This window comes from Pollutimonas thiosulfatoxidans (genome assembly GCF_004022565.1).
Classification (GTDB): Bacteria; Pseudomonadota; Gammaproteobacteria; order Burkholderiales; family Burkholderiaceae_B; genus Pusillimonas_D; species Pusillimonas_D thiosulfatoxidans.
Genome location: NZ_CP022987.1, coordinates 2,699,568 through 2,716,223 on the forward strand (window position 1 = coordinate 2,699,568; position 16,656 = coordinate 2,716,223).

Annotated in this window: 15 protein-coding genes and 3 pseudogenes; 15 read left to right on the forward strand and 3 right to left on the reverse strand. The window is 50.2% G+C overall.

Translation table 11 applies throughout. From position 1 onward, the window contains the following. Nucleotides 1–129: 129 nt before the first annotated feature. From CKA81_RS13160 to CKA81_RS17365, 11 genes and pseudogenes are all read left to right on the forward strand, one after another. Complete coding sequence (locus tag CKA81_RS13160; protein ID WP_128355683.1) at nucleotides 130–825, forward strand: WbqC family protein; 696 nt, start codon at nucleotides 130–132, stop codon at nucleotides 823–825. After that, nucleotides 822–1,757, forward strand: a complete 936-nt coding sequence (locus CKA81_RS13165) for a glycosyltransferase family 2 protein (RefSeq protein ID WP_128355684.1) — start codon at nucleotides 822–824, stop codon at nucleotides 1,755–1,757. Before CKA81_RS13160 ends, CKA81_RS13165 begins: the two co-directional genes overlap by 4 nt. Nucleotides 1,758–1,934: 177 nt before the next feature. Further along, nucleotides 1,935–2,909 (forward strand): ATP-grasp domain-containing protein, encoded by a 975-nt coding sequence (locus tag CKA81_RS13170; RefSeq protein WP_128355685.1) that lies wholly within the window; start codon nucleotides 1,935–1,937, stop codon nucleotides 2,907–2,909. Beyond that, complete coding sequence (locus tag CKA81_RS17575; RefSeq protein WP_128355686.1) at nucleotides 2,890–3,579, forward strand: metallophosphoesterase family protein; 690 nt, start codon at nucleotides 2,890–2,892, stop codon at nucleotides 3,577–3,579. Before CKA81_RS13170 ends, CKA81_RS17575 begins: the two co-directional genes overlap by 20 nt. A gap of 62 nt (nucleotides 3,580–3,641) precedes the next feature. After that, nucleotides 3,642–4,007 (forward strand): DMT family transporter, encoded by a 366-nt coding sequence (locus CKA81_RS13180; RefSeq protein WP_128355687.1) that lies wholly within the window; start codon nucleotides 3,642–3,644, stop codon nucleotides 4,005–4,007. Continuing rightward, nucleotides 4,007–4,897: a class I SAM-dependent methyltransferase gene (locus tag CKA81_RS13185; protein ID WP_128355688.1), complete on the forward strand. Its 891-nt coding sequence runs from the start codon at nucleotides 4,007–4,009 to the stop codon at nucleotides 4,895–4,897. Before CKA81_RS13180 ends, CKA81_RS13185 begins: the two co-directional genes overlap by 1 nt. Further along, complete coding sequence (locus CKA81_RS13190) at nucleotides 4,898–5,518, forward strand: class I SAM-dependent methyltransferase (RefSeq protein ID WP_128355689.1); 621 nt, start codon at nucleotides 4,898–4,900, stop codon at nucleotides 5,516–5,518. It abuts the gene before it with no gap. A gap of 115 nt (nucleotides 5,519–5,633) precedes the next feature. Then, on the forward strand, nucleotides 5,634–6,518 hold the full coding sequence (gene rfbA / locus CKA81_RS13195) for a glucose-1-phosphate thymidylyltransferase RfbA (RefSeq protein ID WP_128355690.1): 885 nt from the start codon (nucleotides 5,634–5,636) through the stop codon (nucleotides 6,516–6,518). Continuing rightward, complete coding sequence (gene rffA, locus CKA81_RS13200; protein ID WP_128355691.1) at nucleotides 6,515–7,684, forward strand: dTDP-4-amino-4,6-dideoxygalactose transaminase; 1,170 nt, start codon at nucleotides 6,515–6,517, stop codon at nucleotides 7,682–7,684. The genes rfbA and rffA overlap by 4 nt, the downstream gene beginning before the upstream one ends. A gap of 1,196 nt (nucleotides 7,685–8,880) precedes the next feature. Then, the gene (locus tag CKA81_RS13205) at nucleotides 8,881–9,807 is read left to right on the forward strand and encodes a hypothetical protein (RefSeq protein WP_128355692.1); all 927 of its coding nucleotides are present in this window, start codon (nucleotides 8,881–8,883) and stop codon (nucleotides 9,805–9,807) included. 103 nt (nucleotides 9,808–9,910) lie between these two features. Beyond that, a pseudogene (locus CKA81_RS17365) lies at nucleotides 9,911–10,494 on the forward strand (transposase); the annotation flags it as partial. Nucleotides 10,495–10,608: 114 nt separating this feature from the next. On the opposite strand, the pseudogene CKA81_RS13210 reads toward CKA81_RS17365, so the two are convergent. After that, a pseudogene (locus CKA81_RS13210) lies at nucleotides 10,609–10,866 on the reverse strand (ATP-binding protein); the annotation flags it as partial. A 612-nt stretch (nucleotides 10,867–11,478) separates the two neighbouring features. On the opposite strand from CKA81_RS13210, the gene tnpA reads away from it, so the two are divergent. The 4 genes from tnpA to CKA81_RS13230 all read left to right on the forward strand — a co-directional run bounded on the left by tnpA (nucleotide 11,479) and on the right by CKA81_RS13230 (nucleotide 14,411). Next, nucleotides 11,479–11,883: an IS66-like element accessory protein TnpA gene (gene tnpA / locus CKA81_RS13215; RefSeq protein WP_128355693.1), complete on the forward strand. Its 405-nt coding sequence runs from the start codon at nucleotides 11,479–11,481 to the stop codon at nucleotides 11,881–11,883. Then, nucleotides 11,880–12,224 (forward strand): IS66 family insertion sequence element accessory protein TnpB, encoded by a 345-nt coding sequence (tnpB, locus tag CKA81_RS13220; RefSeq protein ID WP_128355694.1) that lies wholly within the window; start codon nucleotides 11,880–11,882, stop codon nucleotides 12,222–12,224. The genes tnpA and tnpB overlap by 4 nt, the downstream gene beginning before the upstream one ends. Before the next feature lie 91 nt (nucleotides 12,225–12,315). Continuing rightward, a complete protein-coding gene (gene tnpC / locus CKA81_RS13225; RefSeq protein WP_128355695.1) occupies nucleotides 12,316–13,839 on the forward strand; it encodes an IS66 family transposase in 1,524 nt (507 codons plus the stop codon). After that, nucleotides 13,794–14,411, forward strand: a complete 618-nt coding sequence (locus CKA81_RS13230; protein ID WP_128355696.1) for a plasmid pRiA4b ORF-3 family protein — start codon at nucleotides 13,794–13,796, stop codon at nucleotides 14,409–14,411. Before tnpC ends, CKA81_RS13230 begins: the two co-directional genes overlap by 46 nt. A gap of 29 nt (nucleotides 14,412–14,440) precedes the next feature. On the opposite strand, the pseudogene CKA81_RS13235 reads toward CKA81_RS13230, so the two are convergent. Beyond that, a pseudogene (locus tag CKA81_RS13235) lies at nucleotides 14,441–14,823 on the reverse strand (transposase); the annotation flags it as partial. Nucleotides 14,824–14,924: 101 nt separating this feature from the next. Further along, complete coding sequence (locus CKA81_RS13240; RefSeq protein WP_128355697.1) at nucleotides 14,925–16,568, reverse strand: hypothetical protein; 1,644 nt, start codon at nucleotides 16,566–16,568, stop codon at nucleotides 14,925–14,927. Nucleotides 16,569–16,656: the final 88 nt, after the last annotated feature.

Here is a 16,656-nt window from a genome sequence, read left to right on the forward strand (position 1 = left end):
AATTAACATAGCTTGCGGTAGGTATCGGTGCACGAAGAAGGCGTACGGACAAAACACGCGTCCACCCGCACAGCAACGATGACGCGAAATCCTTTTAAGTGAGGAATCGATCCTAGCTGACTCAGTGACATGAAAAACAAAAAGATAGCGATACTCCAGTCTAACTATATCCCCTGGAAGGGCTATTTCGACCTCATTGCAGCGGTAGATGAGTTTATTCTCTATGACGACGTCCAGTTTACAAAAAATGATTGGCGTAACAGAAACAAGATAAAAACGTCTCAAGGCTCTACTTGGCTAACAATACCAGTGGGTCAAAACATAAAACGCCGAATTCGGGATGTCACTATTGATGATCAATCATGGCTAACGAAGCATTGGGGTACGCTCGAGCGTAACTATACGAAAGCACATCACTTCAAGGAAGTTTCAGCCTGGCTGAAGCCTCTATATACTGAGCAAAGATATTCTCACCTATCTCAACTTAATCGACATTTTATCGAGACGATCTGTTGGTATTTGAAAATTAAGACACGAATAAGAAACTCATGGGACTATGAACTGTCTGAAGGCCAGACCGAGCGCCTCGTTGATTTATGCACCCAAGCGGACGGCAACGAATATATATCCGGACCAGCAGCTAAGGCATATATCGATGAGAGCCTTTTTTCCAGTAGAAACATACGATTGACATGGTTCGACTATGGTCGCTATCCCGAGTATCCGCAGCTTTGGGGAACTTTCGTTCACGAAGTATCAATCTTAGATCTGCTATTTAACTGCGGAAGAGACTCGTCCAGCTACATGAGGTACACAAAGGCATGAAGCTTTCTATTATCACCACTTTGTATAATTCCGAGCCGTTCATCCAAGAATTTTATAACCGAATCAGTCGCACGGCCTCTCAGAAAGCTAACGAAGAATACGAGTTAATTTTTGTAGTTGACGGCTCTCCTGATAACGCTCTGTCGCTTGCGCTCGAAATCCAGGCAAGCGATCCGAAAGTTCACGTTATAGAACTGTCAAGGAACTTTGGTCATCACGCGGCCATCATCGCGGGTTTATCCCACTGTCAAGGCGATCAAGTGTTCTTAATAGACTGCGACCTAGAAGAGCAACCTGAATGGTTGTCCCTATTCTACAAAACACAGATTGAGACACAAAGTGACGTCGTATTCGGCGTCCAAGCCGAAAGGGTATCGTCACGGAACTCCAATTTTTTTGGCGAGCTGTTCTGGTCCGCTCTGAACTTGATGTCGAGCGTCAGTATTCCACATAGTCCCATGACATGTAGATTAATGACTAAGCAATATGTGGAATCTCTGTTAGAGATCGGTGATAGAGTGCTTTACTTGGCTGGGGCATTTGCTTGGGCTGGCTTTAAGCAAACCGCTATACCTCTTAAGAAGAGCCCCCGTCCTAAAGAGTATAAGTCATCATATAGTCTATCCCGCAAGCTTGTTCAGGTAGTTGACTCCTTTGCTTCGTTCAGCATAGCCCCTCTTACCTTGATATTTTTTGTAGGACTTACGGTCTGGTTGGGCTCTCTGCTTTTTGCGGCTGCTCTCTTAATAGAAAAGGCTATTTATCCAGATCTAATTCTGTCGGGCTTCACTGCAGTTATGCTCTCTCTTTGGTTTATCGGTGGAACTATTATTTTATTTCTTGGAATCCTGGGCTTATATCTGGCCAAAATTTTCCAGGAAGTAAAGCGGCGACCTCTATACTTAGTTCGCAATCATTTCTCCAAAGATTGATATGAGTAATAGCCTGAAGAGCCCCTACGAATGCCTCGAAGTGCTCGCGCCAACCAGGCTGCAGAACGCTTGTTTGCACACGGACGTTTTTCGGAATATTAGCAAGGGCGGACCAAGTGCAGCAGTCTTAGCTAAACATACTAGAACGCGTTGCAGGCGCACCCGGACGGTTAACTTATGACAACAGTCTTGATTACTGGAGTCGGTGCAATCATGGGATATGGATTGCTACGCTCGATTCGAGCGGCCGATCCCGAAATAATACTAATCGGGACCGACATTTATCCTGAAGCGGTGGGAAGGGCGTGGTGTGATTTTTTTGAACAAGCGCCGTTGACTTCAAGTCCAAACTATTTAGAATGGCTACTGGATACAACGAGAAGGCACCAAGTAGACCTAATAGTTCCAGGAATCGAACAGGACGTTCATAGGCTATCTGATAACCGCGATTATTTCTCAGAAGGGAGGGGCAAGTTAGCAATTAATCGCAAGGAGCTCATTGATCTGTCGCGCGATAAATGGCATCTGGACCGAGCGCTGTTAGAATTCGCAGAGCCGGCGCGGATTCCTAGTTTTTACGGCGGCACCTTTACGACTTTATCGGAATTGCTCGGCTTGCCGTTCCTCCTTAAACCGCGAAGAAGTTACGCCTCCAAAGGGATAGTACAGGTGCATAACGAGCATGACTTTAGTGCCTACGAGCATCAGTTGGGCGAGCACTTAATTGCGCAACCGATTGTCGGCTCGGATGATAATGAATTTACCGTAGGCGTGTTTGGTGACGGACAAGGGCATATCTGCGCTTCTATTAGTATGCAACGCCGGCTCGCTAATGATGGCTCCACCGCTAAAGCGTGGATCAGACATCATGCCAGCCTTGACGAGACAGTAATGCGCTTGTGTGCGCTCTTTAAACCACTCGGCCCCACCAATCTTCAATTCCGCAAGGATCAATCGGGCTGGAAGCTTCTCGAGATCAATCCGAGGATTTCTTCAACTAGTTCGCTGCGAACAGCTTTTGGTTACAACGAAGCTGCGATGACTGTAGACTTTTACTTAAACGGCCAGTTGCCCTCTCAGCCTCCGATCAAGCAAGGCTTTGCCGTTCGTTATATCGAGGATTATATAGTGTATGATCGGAATCATATCTGATATTCACGGCAATTATGTTGCGCTTTCACGAGTACTGTCGCGACTTGATGAAATGGGCGTCACTAGGATTATTTGCTTAGGAGATATAGGGGGGTATTATTGCCAAGTTAATGAATGCTGTGAGGAATTGCGGTCGCGCCGAATATTTTCGCTAATGGGTAACCATGACTGGTATCTCGCAACCGATGAAGGTTGCCCACGATCCAGTAGTGCCAATGCCTGCCTCGAATACCAGCGCACAGTAATCACGGAAGAAAACAAGCAGTGGCTTAGCTCCTTGCGGCCTCAAGCAAAAGTCGGGGAGCTCAATATAGTCCATGGGGGCTGGAACGACCCTCTAGACGAATATATCAGGCCGTCCTCGGAGTACTTTGGACTTCTCTCGGGGACTCATTTCGCGTCAGGGCATACGCATGTTCCATGCATCTGGTCCAATGGTCGTCAGGTGTATTGCAATCCGGGTTCAGTTGGCCAACCCCGCGACGGCGACCCGCGAGCCTCCTTTGCCGTACTATGTGATGGCATCTTTTCCCTCTACCGCGTTGAGTATGACTACGCCAAGATGCAGAAGTTGATGGCAGCGGCGGGGTTCTCAGCGTATTTCTATGAGAATCTTGCGATCGGCGCACGTATTGGAGGACGAATCGATAGATTGCAAATCGAACTTTAGCCTTTCCGACTTGAAAACGCACCGTAATGCTCCGGACGAGCACAGTATTCCTGAATGAATTTATGCGATCTTATCTACTCATCCTTCCGGTAGCATTTTTAATTGCGTATAGTCAATTGATCGTGAAGCTTCAGAGCCAGCAAAACAGCCTCACGATGACACAAGGAGGCAGCGCTAATCGGTTGCTCTCATTCATTTCAGACCCTTGGATTATATCTGCCTATTGCGCCGCTCTCATCGCCTCGTTTGCATGGCTTTTCGTAGTAACCAAGCTGCCTCTTACCACCGCATTCCCGGTCTATATCGGTGTAACTTTCTTGATGGTGCTGGCTGGGGGCTGGCTATTTCTTGGGGAGGTGCTCACGGTGACGAAGATCATTGCGGCATTTTTGATTCTAGTAGGCGTTGCGCTTGGAATTCGCCCCTAATGCTAGAGCCGGACGCCCGCACTATCGCCCATATGAATGAGTGGCTAGATCTGGTCTATCTTCAAGTTCAGGAACAGGCTCCCGCTTTGTTGCCCATATATAATATTTATGCCGACGAAGCGCGCTTCGGGCGTAGGTATATTGACGAAGAACTACAGCTGCTCGACCCAGGCGACAACGTGCTGGAAGTTGGCGCCGGTGCAATGCTTCTTAGTTGCCAGTTGGCGAGAGAGGGCTTTAACATCACAGCGCTTGAGCCTACTGGGGCGGGCTTTTCTCATTTCTCTTGTTTGCGTAGCTTGGCCTTATACTGCGCGGATCAACTGGATTGCCGCCCGAATATCATCGAACTCCCCGCAGAAGCCCTCGTAATGTCAGAGGAATTTTCATTTGCTTTTTCAGTGAATGTAATGGAGCATGTTGATAGCGTCGAATCTTCTATCGAGAATATAGGCCGCAGCCTTAGGCTGGGAGGCAAGTACCGCTTTACTTGTCCAAATTATCTATTTCCCTACGAACCGCACTTTAATATGCCGACGTTGTTTTCTAAGTCGCTAACCGAGAGATTGCTAAACGGCTATATTTTCAACGCCTCCCACCTGACTGATCCCTCGGGAACTTGGCGCTCTCTGAACTGGATTAACGTCTTGCAGATCAAGAAATGCACTCGGCGTAGCAAAACGTTGCGCGCCACATTCAATCGTGGCTTTCTGACTCAAACGCTTGAACGGGTAAATGATGATAAAGCTTTTGCCGCACGCCGTTCTGCTTGGATGCGAATGCTGATTAGATTAGTTGTACGGCTACGCCTTCACCATTCTCTCATGCTAGTACCTGCTGCAGTTCAACCTATCATTGATTGCACTATTAAGAAAGACGGGAGTCGCTAAATGGGACAAATTACGCACGGCCTCCGGGCAGCTCTTTCCAATCCCCGAGTGTATTCTGCCTTTCAGAACCTACTGGGCGCTGAAGCGTTCAGGAAAGAATTTATACAAAATCATATCAGGCCGTATAGCGGCATGAAGATTCTGGATATTGGCTGTGGACCCGCTGACGTCTTGAACCATATGGACGGAGTCGAATATTGGGGGTTCGACACGAGCGAAGCGTACATCGCACATGCAAAGACAACCTTCGGCCCCAAGGGGAATTTCTTTTGCAAAGAGCTCCGAACGTCCGATTTTGAAGACAAGCCTTCCTTCGACGTTGTATTGGCGATGGGCCTCATCCACCATCTTGATGATGACACAGCGCGAAGCCTGATCGCAATGGCTTGCAAAGCGCTACGGCCAGGAGGGCGTTTGCTGACGTTCGATCCATGCTTTGAAGTCGGCCAAAGCCCACTGGCACATTACTTAATTCGACGTGATCGAGGACAGAACGTGCGCACTAAACAAGGATACGAAGCCTTAATCCGACCCTCGTTCAGCATCTACGAAATAGCGGTGCGCCATAGGCGCTGGGTGCCGTACACGCACTGTTTCATAGAGGCCACCAGAGCTCCATGAATACCCATGCCTCTAAACGTTCAATTCCCAAACTCAATTGGCGCGCTGGCCGTGCGACCTTTGCTGGTCTCCGTCGCGCGGTAAGCCCGACTTCAACTAGTTTCCATTTACGCACATGAAAGCAATCGTACTGGCAGGAGGGAACGGTTCGCGCTTGTACCCGCTGACCCAAGTTTCTAGCAAACAGCTGCAGGCGGTCTTTGATAAACCAATGATCTACTATCCGATCACGGTCCTCCTTGCCGCCGGAATCCAAGAGATTTGTCTTATTTCGACTCCGCAGGATCTACCGAGATTCCGTCAATTACTTGGCAATGGCGCAAGATGGGGCGTCAGTTTTGACTACCGCGAGCAGCCGCATCCTGGTGGAATCGCTCAAGCCTTTCTGATCGCTGAAGACTTCATTGGGAAAGACCGTGTTGTATTGATGCTAGGAGACAATATTTTCTCCGGAAGTGATGACTTCCCGCGAGCACTTTCTCAACTACAAGAGGGCGCGGCAATTTTTGCGTATCACGTGAGTGACCCAGAACGCTACGGGGTGGTTGAGTTCGATCAAAACGGTTTGGCCTTGACACTGGAGGAAAAGCCAGCCCGTCCAAGAAGCGGATTTGCTGTGCCCGGTATCTATATTTACGATAACCAAGTTGTGGAGATAGCCCGCGCTCTTCGACCGTCGCCTCGCGGGGAGCTCGAAATTACCGACGTTAACCTCGAGTATCTACGGCGCAATCAACTCCGGGTGCACCGGTTGAGCCGAGGCTTCGCTTGGTTGGACGCCGGTACGAGCACGGCGCTGCAAGAAGCATCTGCGTACGTGGAGGCTATTGAACGTCGACAGGGTATAAAGATCGGGTGCCCAGAGGAGGCGGCATTGGTGCGCGGTTTTATAGGAATTGAGCAGTTTGAAGCCTTACTCCAGAATATGCCGGATTGCGAATATCGTACCTACCTGAAAAATGTAGCGGCCGAGAGCCGAAGGCTTGGAGGAGTAAAGTGAACCCGAAGAGTATCCCCTTCAATCGCCCTTATTTAACAGGCGACGAGTTCGGGTTTATTGCCGAGGCTCAGCACGGAAATATGCTAGCCGGCGATGGCCCTTTCACTAAACGATGCCACGGCTGGCTCGAAAAACACACAGGTAGCACCAAGGCGTTACTTACTCATTCCTGCACAGCAGCATTGGAAATTGCAGCTTTACTTCTAAACATTCAGCCGGGCGATGAAATCATCATGCCATCGTTTACATTCGTCTCGACGGCTAATGCTTTCGTCCTTAGAGGTGGTGTACCCGTATTCGTGGATATTCGGGAAGATACGTTAAATCTTGATGAATCGCTTCTGGAAGCGGCCATTACTTCCAGAACCAAGGCTATCGTACCCGTTCACTATGCCGGTGTCGCATGCGAGATGGATTCGATTATGAGGATAGCCGCTAAGCACAAACTGAGTGTTGTGGAGGATGCCGCTCAAGGGGTGATGGCCAAATATAAAGGGAAGGTTCTAGGGAGTCTGGGGGATCTAGGCGCATACAGCTTCCATGAGACTAAGAACATAATCTCTGGTGAGGGTGGAGCCTTGCTCGTTAATGAACCCGGCCTTGCGGTAAGGGCGGAAATAATTCGAGAAAAGGGAACAGATCGCAGCCGCTTTTTCCGAGGTGAGGTGGATAAGTATACTTGGCAAGAAGTGGGCTCCTCTTTCTTGCCCGGGGAGATCATCGCTGCCTTTCTATGGGCACAGATTGAACAAGCTGCCAACATTACGCAACGTCGCGTGGCCTCCTGGGAGTACTATCATGCCTCCCTGGCCACTCTCGAACGGCAAGGGGTCATCCGCCGACCCATCGTCCCGAGCGACTGCGAACATAATGCACATATGTACTACGTTCTGCTGTCATCGGATTTTGATCGTCAATCCGTCCTGCACCAGCTTAAAGAGAACGGAGTCTACTCAGTTTTTCATTATGTGCCGCTTCATTCGTCGCCTGGAGGGCTGCGCTACGGCCGCATTGCTGGGGGTATGGAAATCACGGATATGCAAGCAGAGCGCATTATTCGCTTGCCGTTATGGGTCGGATTGAGCCACGCTGAGCAGGACTATGTCGTTGGTCAATTAGCGAAGGTCTTGGGCAGAAGCAACTGGCGACAAGCTCGGGTTATGTAGAATTGCTTGACTTCGCCTCCTCACCTAGCAGCTGCGACTCAGGGCAATTTGAATAGGCGGTCTTGCGCCGACTGGAGCTTTGCGAGCGTCGACTCATTGAATTGGCCGATAGCTTAAAAATTTGCCAAGAGCACGAAGACGCGGGTGAAGTCCCACGAAAGACACCTAAGCATAAGCGCACTCTGGCGCTCGAGACTATTCCGGGGAAACCACCGTCGAAGGTAGCCGGCTCTAGGGTTTCATTGGCAACGCACTTGAGTTGTGCCCGATGGCCAAAATCTTACGCCCAATATGCGGATAATAATCACGGAATTAACACCGCAGAGATCTAACTTAAATCAGTAAACCACACTAAATCCATACTACCTTTTCCCATTTGGGTATCTGGGAAGGCCGAATGCGACAGTCTACGCGGACCATCGCTTCGTCACTCCCAGCCTTTTGAAAAGGTGGCCGCCCTCGGGCGGTCAGCCTTAGTACTCTGCAATATTGAGCGACCAAATGTTCCCCTAAGCCTTACACACCTAATTTCGAATATAGTGGTAGCGCTGTTAGTCTAATATTCCTCATCGTGCGCACCACCCAATGCTAGAGAATGACCAACCTATAAAATGGCAAACAGCCCTTCTCCAACGACCAGAACGATTTTTCCCATAAGACAGATTGCCTTATACGGCCTGTTCTATCTCCTAGCACATGGAGGAATCTTAGCACTGTTGCCTTCGATTTACTGGGATGATTGGGTACTGTATAGAAGCGAACCTGCAGTACTTTTAGACACCTTCAACCAAGCTGGAGTAATGTTCAACTGGGCCGGCTATTTACACCTGGGCATGTTATATATTGGACCTGAGGCCTATCGAGTTCTTACATTATTTGTAATGCTTATATCGGGCCTCTTACTACACGCGATATTGGTGAGAAACGCCAGTCTCAATAGTGAGTTCATATTTTACGTTGTAGTTTTATTTCTTGTTTTACCACTAAACTCCGCGCGCGTCGCCTTAATAACTTTACCTTATGCGCTATGCTACTTTGCGTTTTTCCTTGCTTGGAAGTGGATTGATACTCGAAGATATCCAGCACTAATGCTTTTTTTCTTCAGTTTCAACACAAACTCGCTACTGCTTTTTTATGCTCTCCCAATGCTCGATCTAGCCTATCGTAATGGGTATCTCCAGAACTGGAGGCTAATCATGCGATTCGCAAGAAATAATGTAGCCTTCATCCTTTGTCCGCTAGTCTATTTTACCATTAAGACTAATTTCTTTAAGCCTTATGGACTCTACGAAGGCTATAACCAAAGCTATAATTTAGACGACCTATATTTCAAGATATTATGGATTCTCGCAGACCTGAAAGAGTTTATGCTCGAGATCCATTGGCCAACATGTATCACCTTAATTGTATTTACTTTCTTGATAACAAAGCCTCCTCGCAATATGCCCCATACAAGGGGTACTGTCAGAATCTCGGCCTTTTTGATTGGAAATTTAGCTATCATACTCGGGAGCTTTCCATACCTTATTGTGGGACATGTTCCAGTATTTAAAGAGTGGGGGTCGCGCCACCAGCTGCTGCTGCCATTAGGTGTTGCCCTGACAATAGCCGCTGTGTTCTTTTCGAAAAATAGCGGAATGAGGCGTTTGGCGTTTTCAGTTATTATAGGCAGTGCGTTGAGCTACAATATAACGACGTATATTTCATACTTTATTGACTGGAACAAACAGAAGGCACTAGTCGCCGCCTTAGCTCGAAATCCGAAGATAGCGAAAGCGACGTTAGTTATAATCAACGACAGGACTAAGTATTTGAATGCCAGAAATCGCACCTATGCCTTTTATGAATGGAACGGTATTTTTGAACAAGCCTATGGCAATCAGGGTCGATTTGTAATGGAGCCATCTTACTTAATCGCATATCAAAGCGGTGAGTATGATGATTTTTTTTCGGCGCACTACAAAGCCGCCGGGTTTGCACGAAACGGAAATGTCAGCACACTCTTGGTCGACATCACACAACATAAGGAAGAGATGTGCGTGAACTCCTGCAATTCTATGTTCCCGCAATTTGTATTAGGCGTACAGTCAATAGACATCGACACAGAAGCATTACTACAGTGAATGGTAATCATCCATAGAAACGAGCGGCCTTGAAGGTAGAATTCTCTAGAAGCAGTATTTTAGCGAGTTTTGCATGAAAACCTCGCGCTTTACGGAAAGCTAAATCAACCTCATCTTGAAGCGAGCGGAAGCGGGTACCCCGTGCCAGAGATTTGTCGCGAGTATGGCCAGAGTAGCGCCACATATTAAAAATGGCACGCCAAGTACGGCGACAGGGATGTCGGTTTGATGTCGCGTATGAAGGAACGGGAAACGGAGAATGCCCGCCTAGCGAAGATGTATACGGGAGAGCGACTGAAGGCCCAAATCCTAATGGAGGCCATTGGAAAAAGTGGTGACGCCATCTCACCGTAGTGAGATAGCACAACGAGCCGTCAATCAGCAGATTGCAGACTGGCTGCTTCGGCTGACCCACAACTAACGGAACTAAGGCTTTGGCCTCTGTTATTTGTACCTCCGTAGCATCAGAGGCTTGAAACGGAACCACAAGCGCATATACCGTATCTACCGAGAGCTGGAGCTGAACATGCGCATCAAGCCGCGTTAACGTCTGGTCCGCGCAGCCAAAACCTGTAACCGTGCTAGTCCATCAATGAAATATGGCCCATGGATTTTATGCACGACCAGTTAGGCGATGGCCGCAGCATCCGATCGTTCAACGCCATTAATGACTATAACCGCCAAGCTCAGCAAAATGCCTATATTGAACTGCGTATTCCGGTGAAGATGACCGCCGATTCCGGTCTATCGTGACCGCTGCGCATTCGATGATGTTACGCGTTCAGATTGTATAGGTTGCGGTCACGATAGGTCGCTGGTTTTCTCCTTTTTGCTTAATTTAGGCGGTTCAGCTCGTAGAGAATCGCCGGTCAGTGTGAGTCGGTGATTGCACTGCATGATGCGGTCCAGAATGGCGTCGGCAATGGTGGCGTCTCCGATCCACGCATGCCAGTGTTCGACCGGTAGTTGGCTGGTAATGATCGTCGCTTTGTTGCCGGCCCGGTCATCAATGATCTCCAGCAGGTCCGAGCGCGTCATGCTGTCGATGGCGCCCATGCCCGGTAATCCTCCCTTACATGGACGCTCCCAGTTTGCCAAGCTCTCAATTCGTAATGGTTTAAGGTAAAGATTGCACCCGTACATTCGGACTTTCGCTAAAGCCTAAGCCTTTGTCCCTGATGGAATGTGCTGGTTGGTGCCCCAATCGTTTTTACGCGCTTACTGCGCTGGGGGGATTCCGGGCTTTGCCAACCACGGTCTGACCTGTTTGCCATCATCGTTGATTGCTTGAGTGGGTATTCCGGCCTGACGTGACCAGTGATTCCGGTCTATCGTGACCGGTCGTTCTGGTCCATCGTGACCAGCCATTCCGGTCTATCGTGACCGATTTCGGGGGCCACCGGAATCGGCGGTCACGATGCCGGAATCCGTGGTCACGATACCGGAATGACGTCGTACCGCGCCCGAGTGATGTTACGCATATAGCAACCAACCGGGTACGCTGCCAGCTTTTGCTTGGAGACAGCGTGCCGGTATCAAGGATCACTATGCGTAAGATAAAAGACGTTTTGCGTTTGAAGCGTAAGCGTACGCCCAGTACCGTCTAGCGCTCTCGTTGGAGTCTCATCAAAATAAGTGTCCATTAATTTGGGTAAATGGACATTTATTTTAATGAGCGAATTCTCTCCTTCTCTTGCATCTGTGCCGAGTAGCTATCGGCGTCGGTACACAGTCGATTTCAAGCGGCACGTCGTGCAGGAATCGATGGCCAGCGGTGCATCCATTGCCGGTGTTGCCATGGCCCATGGGCTCAATGCCAACCAACTGCATAACTGGCGCTGGCAATCTCGGCGCGGCGACTTTGGGCCCATCACCGAAGGTCCGGTCTTGCTGCCAGTGCAGATTAAAGCCGTGTCGGCGCAAGCGAAGCCTCAACCGGCCAAGATAATTGACGGCCAAGATCGCGGCGTCAGCTCAGGGCACATTGAGCTGATCTTCCCCGACGCACGCGTGGTGGTCCATGGGGCGGCCGATCTGCCTACGTTACGTTGCCTCGTTCAGGCGCTACGAGAATGATTGGCTTACCGGCGGGAACTCGCGTCTGGCTGGCGGCCGGTGTCACGGACATGCGCCGAGGCTTCGATGGCCTGGCGGCCATTGTGCAGTCCAAGCTTGCAGAGTATCCCTTCAGTGGTCACGTGTTTGTGTTCCGTGGCCGCAAAGGGGATCGCATCAAGGTGCTCTGGTGGAGCGGCGATGGCATGTGCCTGCTGGCCAAGCGCCTGGAGCAAGGCCATTTCGTCTGGCCTCAAGCCGAATCAGGCTCGGTGTGTTTAACGCCGGCACAGTTGTCGATGCTGCTTGAAGGCATTGATTGGCGCAGGCCCCAACGCACCCATCGCCCGGCCCGCGTTTGACGCCTCCATAAGCTCGCAAACCCGCATATTTATTGGGCTCTAAGCTTGTAAAGCATACTTCTGGTGGCCGTTGTTTGATAAAATAGCCGCCATGCAAAACGCCACTAACACCGCTACTGACACCACTGCCTTGTTGGCGGTGATCAAGGCGTTGAAGCAAGAGAACGACTACTTGCGCTTGCAGTTGGCCAAAGCTCGACGTGAACGCTTCGGGCGTAGTAGTGAACGGGCTGGCGATCTATTGGCTCAGTTGCCGTTGTCGCTCGATGACGTGACCGTAGCAGAATCTCCAGCCCATGTCGTCGATCTCCATAAGCCCACACCCAAGAAGCAGACTCGCCCTTCTCAGCGTCATAGCTTGCCCGAGTTTTTACCTCGCGAAGAGCATGTGCTTGCTGCGAATGATTCATGCGACTGCCCGGCATGCGGCGGTGCGCTCAAGTTCCTGGGTGAAGATGTCAGCGAAACCCTCGAATTCATTCCCGCCAGCTTTAAGGTCGTTCGCACCGTGCGGCCTAAGCTAGCGTGCGGGCGTTGCGACACCATTGTGCAAGCGGGTGCACCGTCTCGGCCGATTGCTCGCGGCTTGGCGGGCCCGGGCTTGCTGGCTCAGGTGCTCGTAGTCAAGTACTGCGACCATCAACCGCTGTATCGCCAAAGCGCGATCTATGCCCGGCACGGTGTAACGCTGTCGCGCTCGACCTTGGCCGATTGGGTGGCTGGCAGCAGTCAATTGCTGCGCCCATTGGTGCAGGCGCTGCATCGCTATGTCATGGGTGGCAACAAGGTGCATGCCGACGACACCCCGGTGCCTGTGTTGGCGCCAGGCCGTGGCAAGACCCGCACCGGGCGTTTGTGGACGTATGTGCGCGATGACCGAGCCGCAGCTAGCGAGCAACCGGCGGCAGTGTGGTTCGGATACTCACCGGATCGCAAAGGTGAACATCCCCAGCGTCACCTTAAAGACTTCCAGGGCATCGTTCAGGCCGATGGGTATGCCGGGTTCAATGCCCTGTACGACAGTGGCCGGGTCAAAGAAGCGGCTTGCTGGGCCCATGTTCGACGCAAGTTCTACGATATTGCCGAGCAACAAAGCAGCCCCGAGGCCTTGCATGTTCTCGGACGCATTGCTGAACTTTATGCGATCGAAGCACAAGTGCGGGGCGGATTACCCGAGGTGCGACGCCAGGCGCGTCAGGCACGTGCGGGCCCCCGACTGGACGCACTGCACGACTGGCTGCATAACACCTTACGATCCGTCTCACGCAAGTCCGACTTAGCCGGGGCTATCCGCTATGCGCTCACTCGCTGGGCTGCCTTGACGCGTTATGTAGACGATGGCCGCATCGACATCGATAATAACGCAGCTGAGCGGGCACTGCGCGTGGTCGCCCTTGGACGTAAGAATTATCTATTTGCCGGATCCGATGCAGGCGGCCACAGCGCTGCGTCTATTTATAGCCTGCTTGGTAGCGCGGCTCTGAACGGCATTGAACCCATGGCTTACTTGCGTGAGGTGCTGGCCCGTATCGCCGAGCATCCCGTGAATCGAATCGACGAATTGTTGCCATGGAATCTAAACTCACACTGCACCGCTCTGGCTTGCGCCGCGTAACCTCTGACAAGCTCACAGTCTTAGGCGGTGAGGCTCTAGTCTTACGCATTGAACTGCGTGACAGCGCTCCGCTGATCTACCGAACGATTCTGGTGCCGGCCAACATTACCTTGCGTAAGTTGCACGTGACCTTACTCTGGGCAATGGGGTGGCAAGGTGGGCATTTGCATGAGTTCATCATCAACGGCACGCACTACGGTGAGCCCGACCCTGACTACCCCGAGCACGATCTAAAAAACGAGCAACGGGTACGCCTGGAAAAAGCATTGGGAGGTGCGCGTACCTTCGACTATCTCTACGATTATGGCGATGCCTGGTGGCATCGCGTTACGCTGGTAGAGCGAACCCAGTTCGAAGGTCCTCTGGACTCACCATGGTGCTTGGATGGCGCTAACGCTTGTCCGCCCGAGGATGTGGGCGGCATACCCGGCTATGAAGACTTCCTTGAGGTCATGGCGAACCCCTCACACCCCGAGTATGCATATATGAGGCAGTGGTGCGGCGGTCAATTCGACCCAGCAGCCTTCGATCTGCACGAGGTAAATCAGCGCCTGAGGGAAATCCAGCTGTAGCGCAAGACGGTGCTGAGCGGACGCTTACACTTGGCCTGATAGCGATAGCATTTCTCGCTGATGCTAAACGCATCGCAGGTCAGGCGAATACTGGCTGCATATTGCTGGACGGCTCGTTGCGCCATCTCACGACGGTGAGATGGCTTCACCACTTTTTTTCAATGGCTTCCTTCAGGATTTCTGCCTTCAGCCGTTCCTCTGCATACATCTTCTTTAAGCGGGCATTCTCCGCTTCGAGTTCTTTCATACGTGACATCAGACCGGCATCCATGCCGCCGTACTTGGCGCGCCATTTATAGAACGAGGCGCTACTCATGCCATGCTCACGACAAAGCTCTGGCACGGGCGTACCCGCTTCGGCTTGCTTCAGGATGGCAATGATTTGGCTGTCGGTAAAGCGTGAGGTCTTCATGCAAAATTCCCTAAATACTGCTGTTAGAAAATTCTACCTTTAAGACCGCTCCTTTTTCGGGAGGATTGCCCACTATGCGCGCGATCCGGCTGTGATGCTTACTAGTGCGGCCGATCCATAGGCGCATCTGCGATAATTACCCTCTTACGAAGCTCTAACGACAGTGGTACTCGGGAGGACGTTAGGAGATCAATAAGAAACGCTTGTAGCTTGGGACGATAACTCTCCCGCTCATGTTCGCTTGTGATGTAAATGCGCCCGAGATTACCGCGTGGCTTGTATTGGTCCATCTTGGCGTACACGCTACCGTCACAATCTGCGAAAATCTCTGGCTGATTTCTTAGTATGTAATTATCATCTTCCCAAGCGGAAGGTCCGAAGCGCTTGATACACAAGTTCCTAAGGCCCGTCGCAGCGGCGAACATACCATGCCACTCATTGGTGTTAAAAGGCGTCTCCCAAAGATTCAGATGTTCCGTATCGTCATGCACAATCACGTCCGTAAACTGTAAGGGCTCTAAAGACCGGATTTGCGCGATAATTGATCGTTGCTTGCTATACATGACATGTGCGTCGAAATAATGCGTCCACCACGAAAGGATCGAACTAAGCACGATTATGACTATTATGTATCTCCGGAGAGGCGATATGGCTGAGGAAAGTAGTCCAGCAGTTAGAACAGAAAACCCAAGCATCAAGCCCAGCTGGTGCCGTGAACTATAGTGACCAAACTCCGGTATGACGCCAATTGCCAGATACGGAAAAAGCCCTGCAGCGATAAGAGCTATGCCGACTACAGGCCCCACGCACGGACGGACAGCCGGCTGGCCAGCTGTCATAGGCTGCATAAGTTTCCGTCTATGTAGATTTACCGAAATCACAGAAGATAGGCTATGGAGCGTGAAGACAATCAATGAAATGCAAACTATCAGCGTGACAACTACCGCTTGAGGATCTCGCTGATAAACAGCTCTAAGCAACCCCACCAAACTATCTAGAAACCGTTGCAGCCATAACGTAGGAGAGATTTTTACTTCATAATAATCAGCATATTCCTTGGCAGGCAATGAGAAAACCTGCAATAGAATGTAGTATAGGATGGGAAGGAAAAGATAATACTTGTATTTTAAAAGAAACTCTCTACCCTTGGAGTTTTCCGTGCTCGAATATCCTATAAACACTACGTATGCGAAGTAAGCGTAGAACAGAACCAGATATGATTTTGTCTGGAATGCAATTATAAGGATAAAAGTATTGACTAAATGACCGAGGCCGGTGATTTTCGACAATCGAATTGATGCCCGATAAAAAAACAAAAAGAAAAATAACGTAGAAATCGAGTAAAAGAAAGTGATTAATAGAAATCTAGAACTATTTAGTGGTGCGACCGCAAATACAATAGCGACCATGAATGCATGCTGCTTACCACTACCAATGTTGGAAGACGTTCCGTAGATAAATATTGAACACCAGAGGAAGATCAAGAATTGCGCCAACCTTACTATCTCAGGCCTCGAATAGCTCATCAGTTCAAAATATTCAGTCAACCATGGCGCCCCAATTTTCTGAGCTAAAACCGCAAGATTTTGTGGAGTTTCCCGATAAATAATCCAGTCGTCCCAACTCACTTGGTCCCCAAGAAAAAGCATCGGAAGGTGGCACAACATATAGGCTAGCGATATAGCCAATACGTGGGTTGTTGGGATAGTTTTTAAGGACTCAAGCTTCATTGAATAGTCTGGCATTGGTGCTCTTGCAAAATATCGCGGTAGCGGGCCACTGGATTCTCGTAGCGTAGGCTATACAGTTATAGTAGCGAGCGATTGGAGCGGC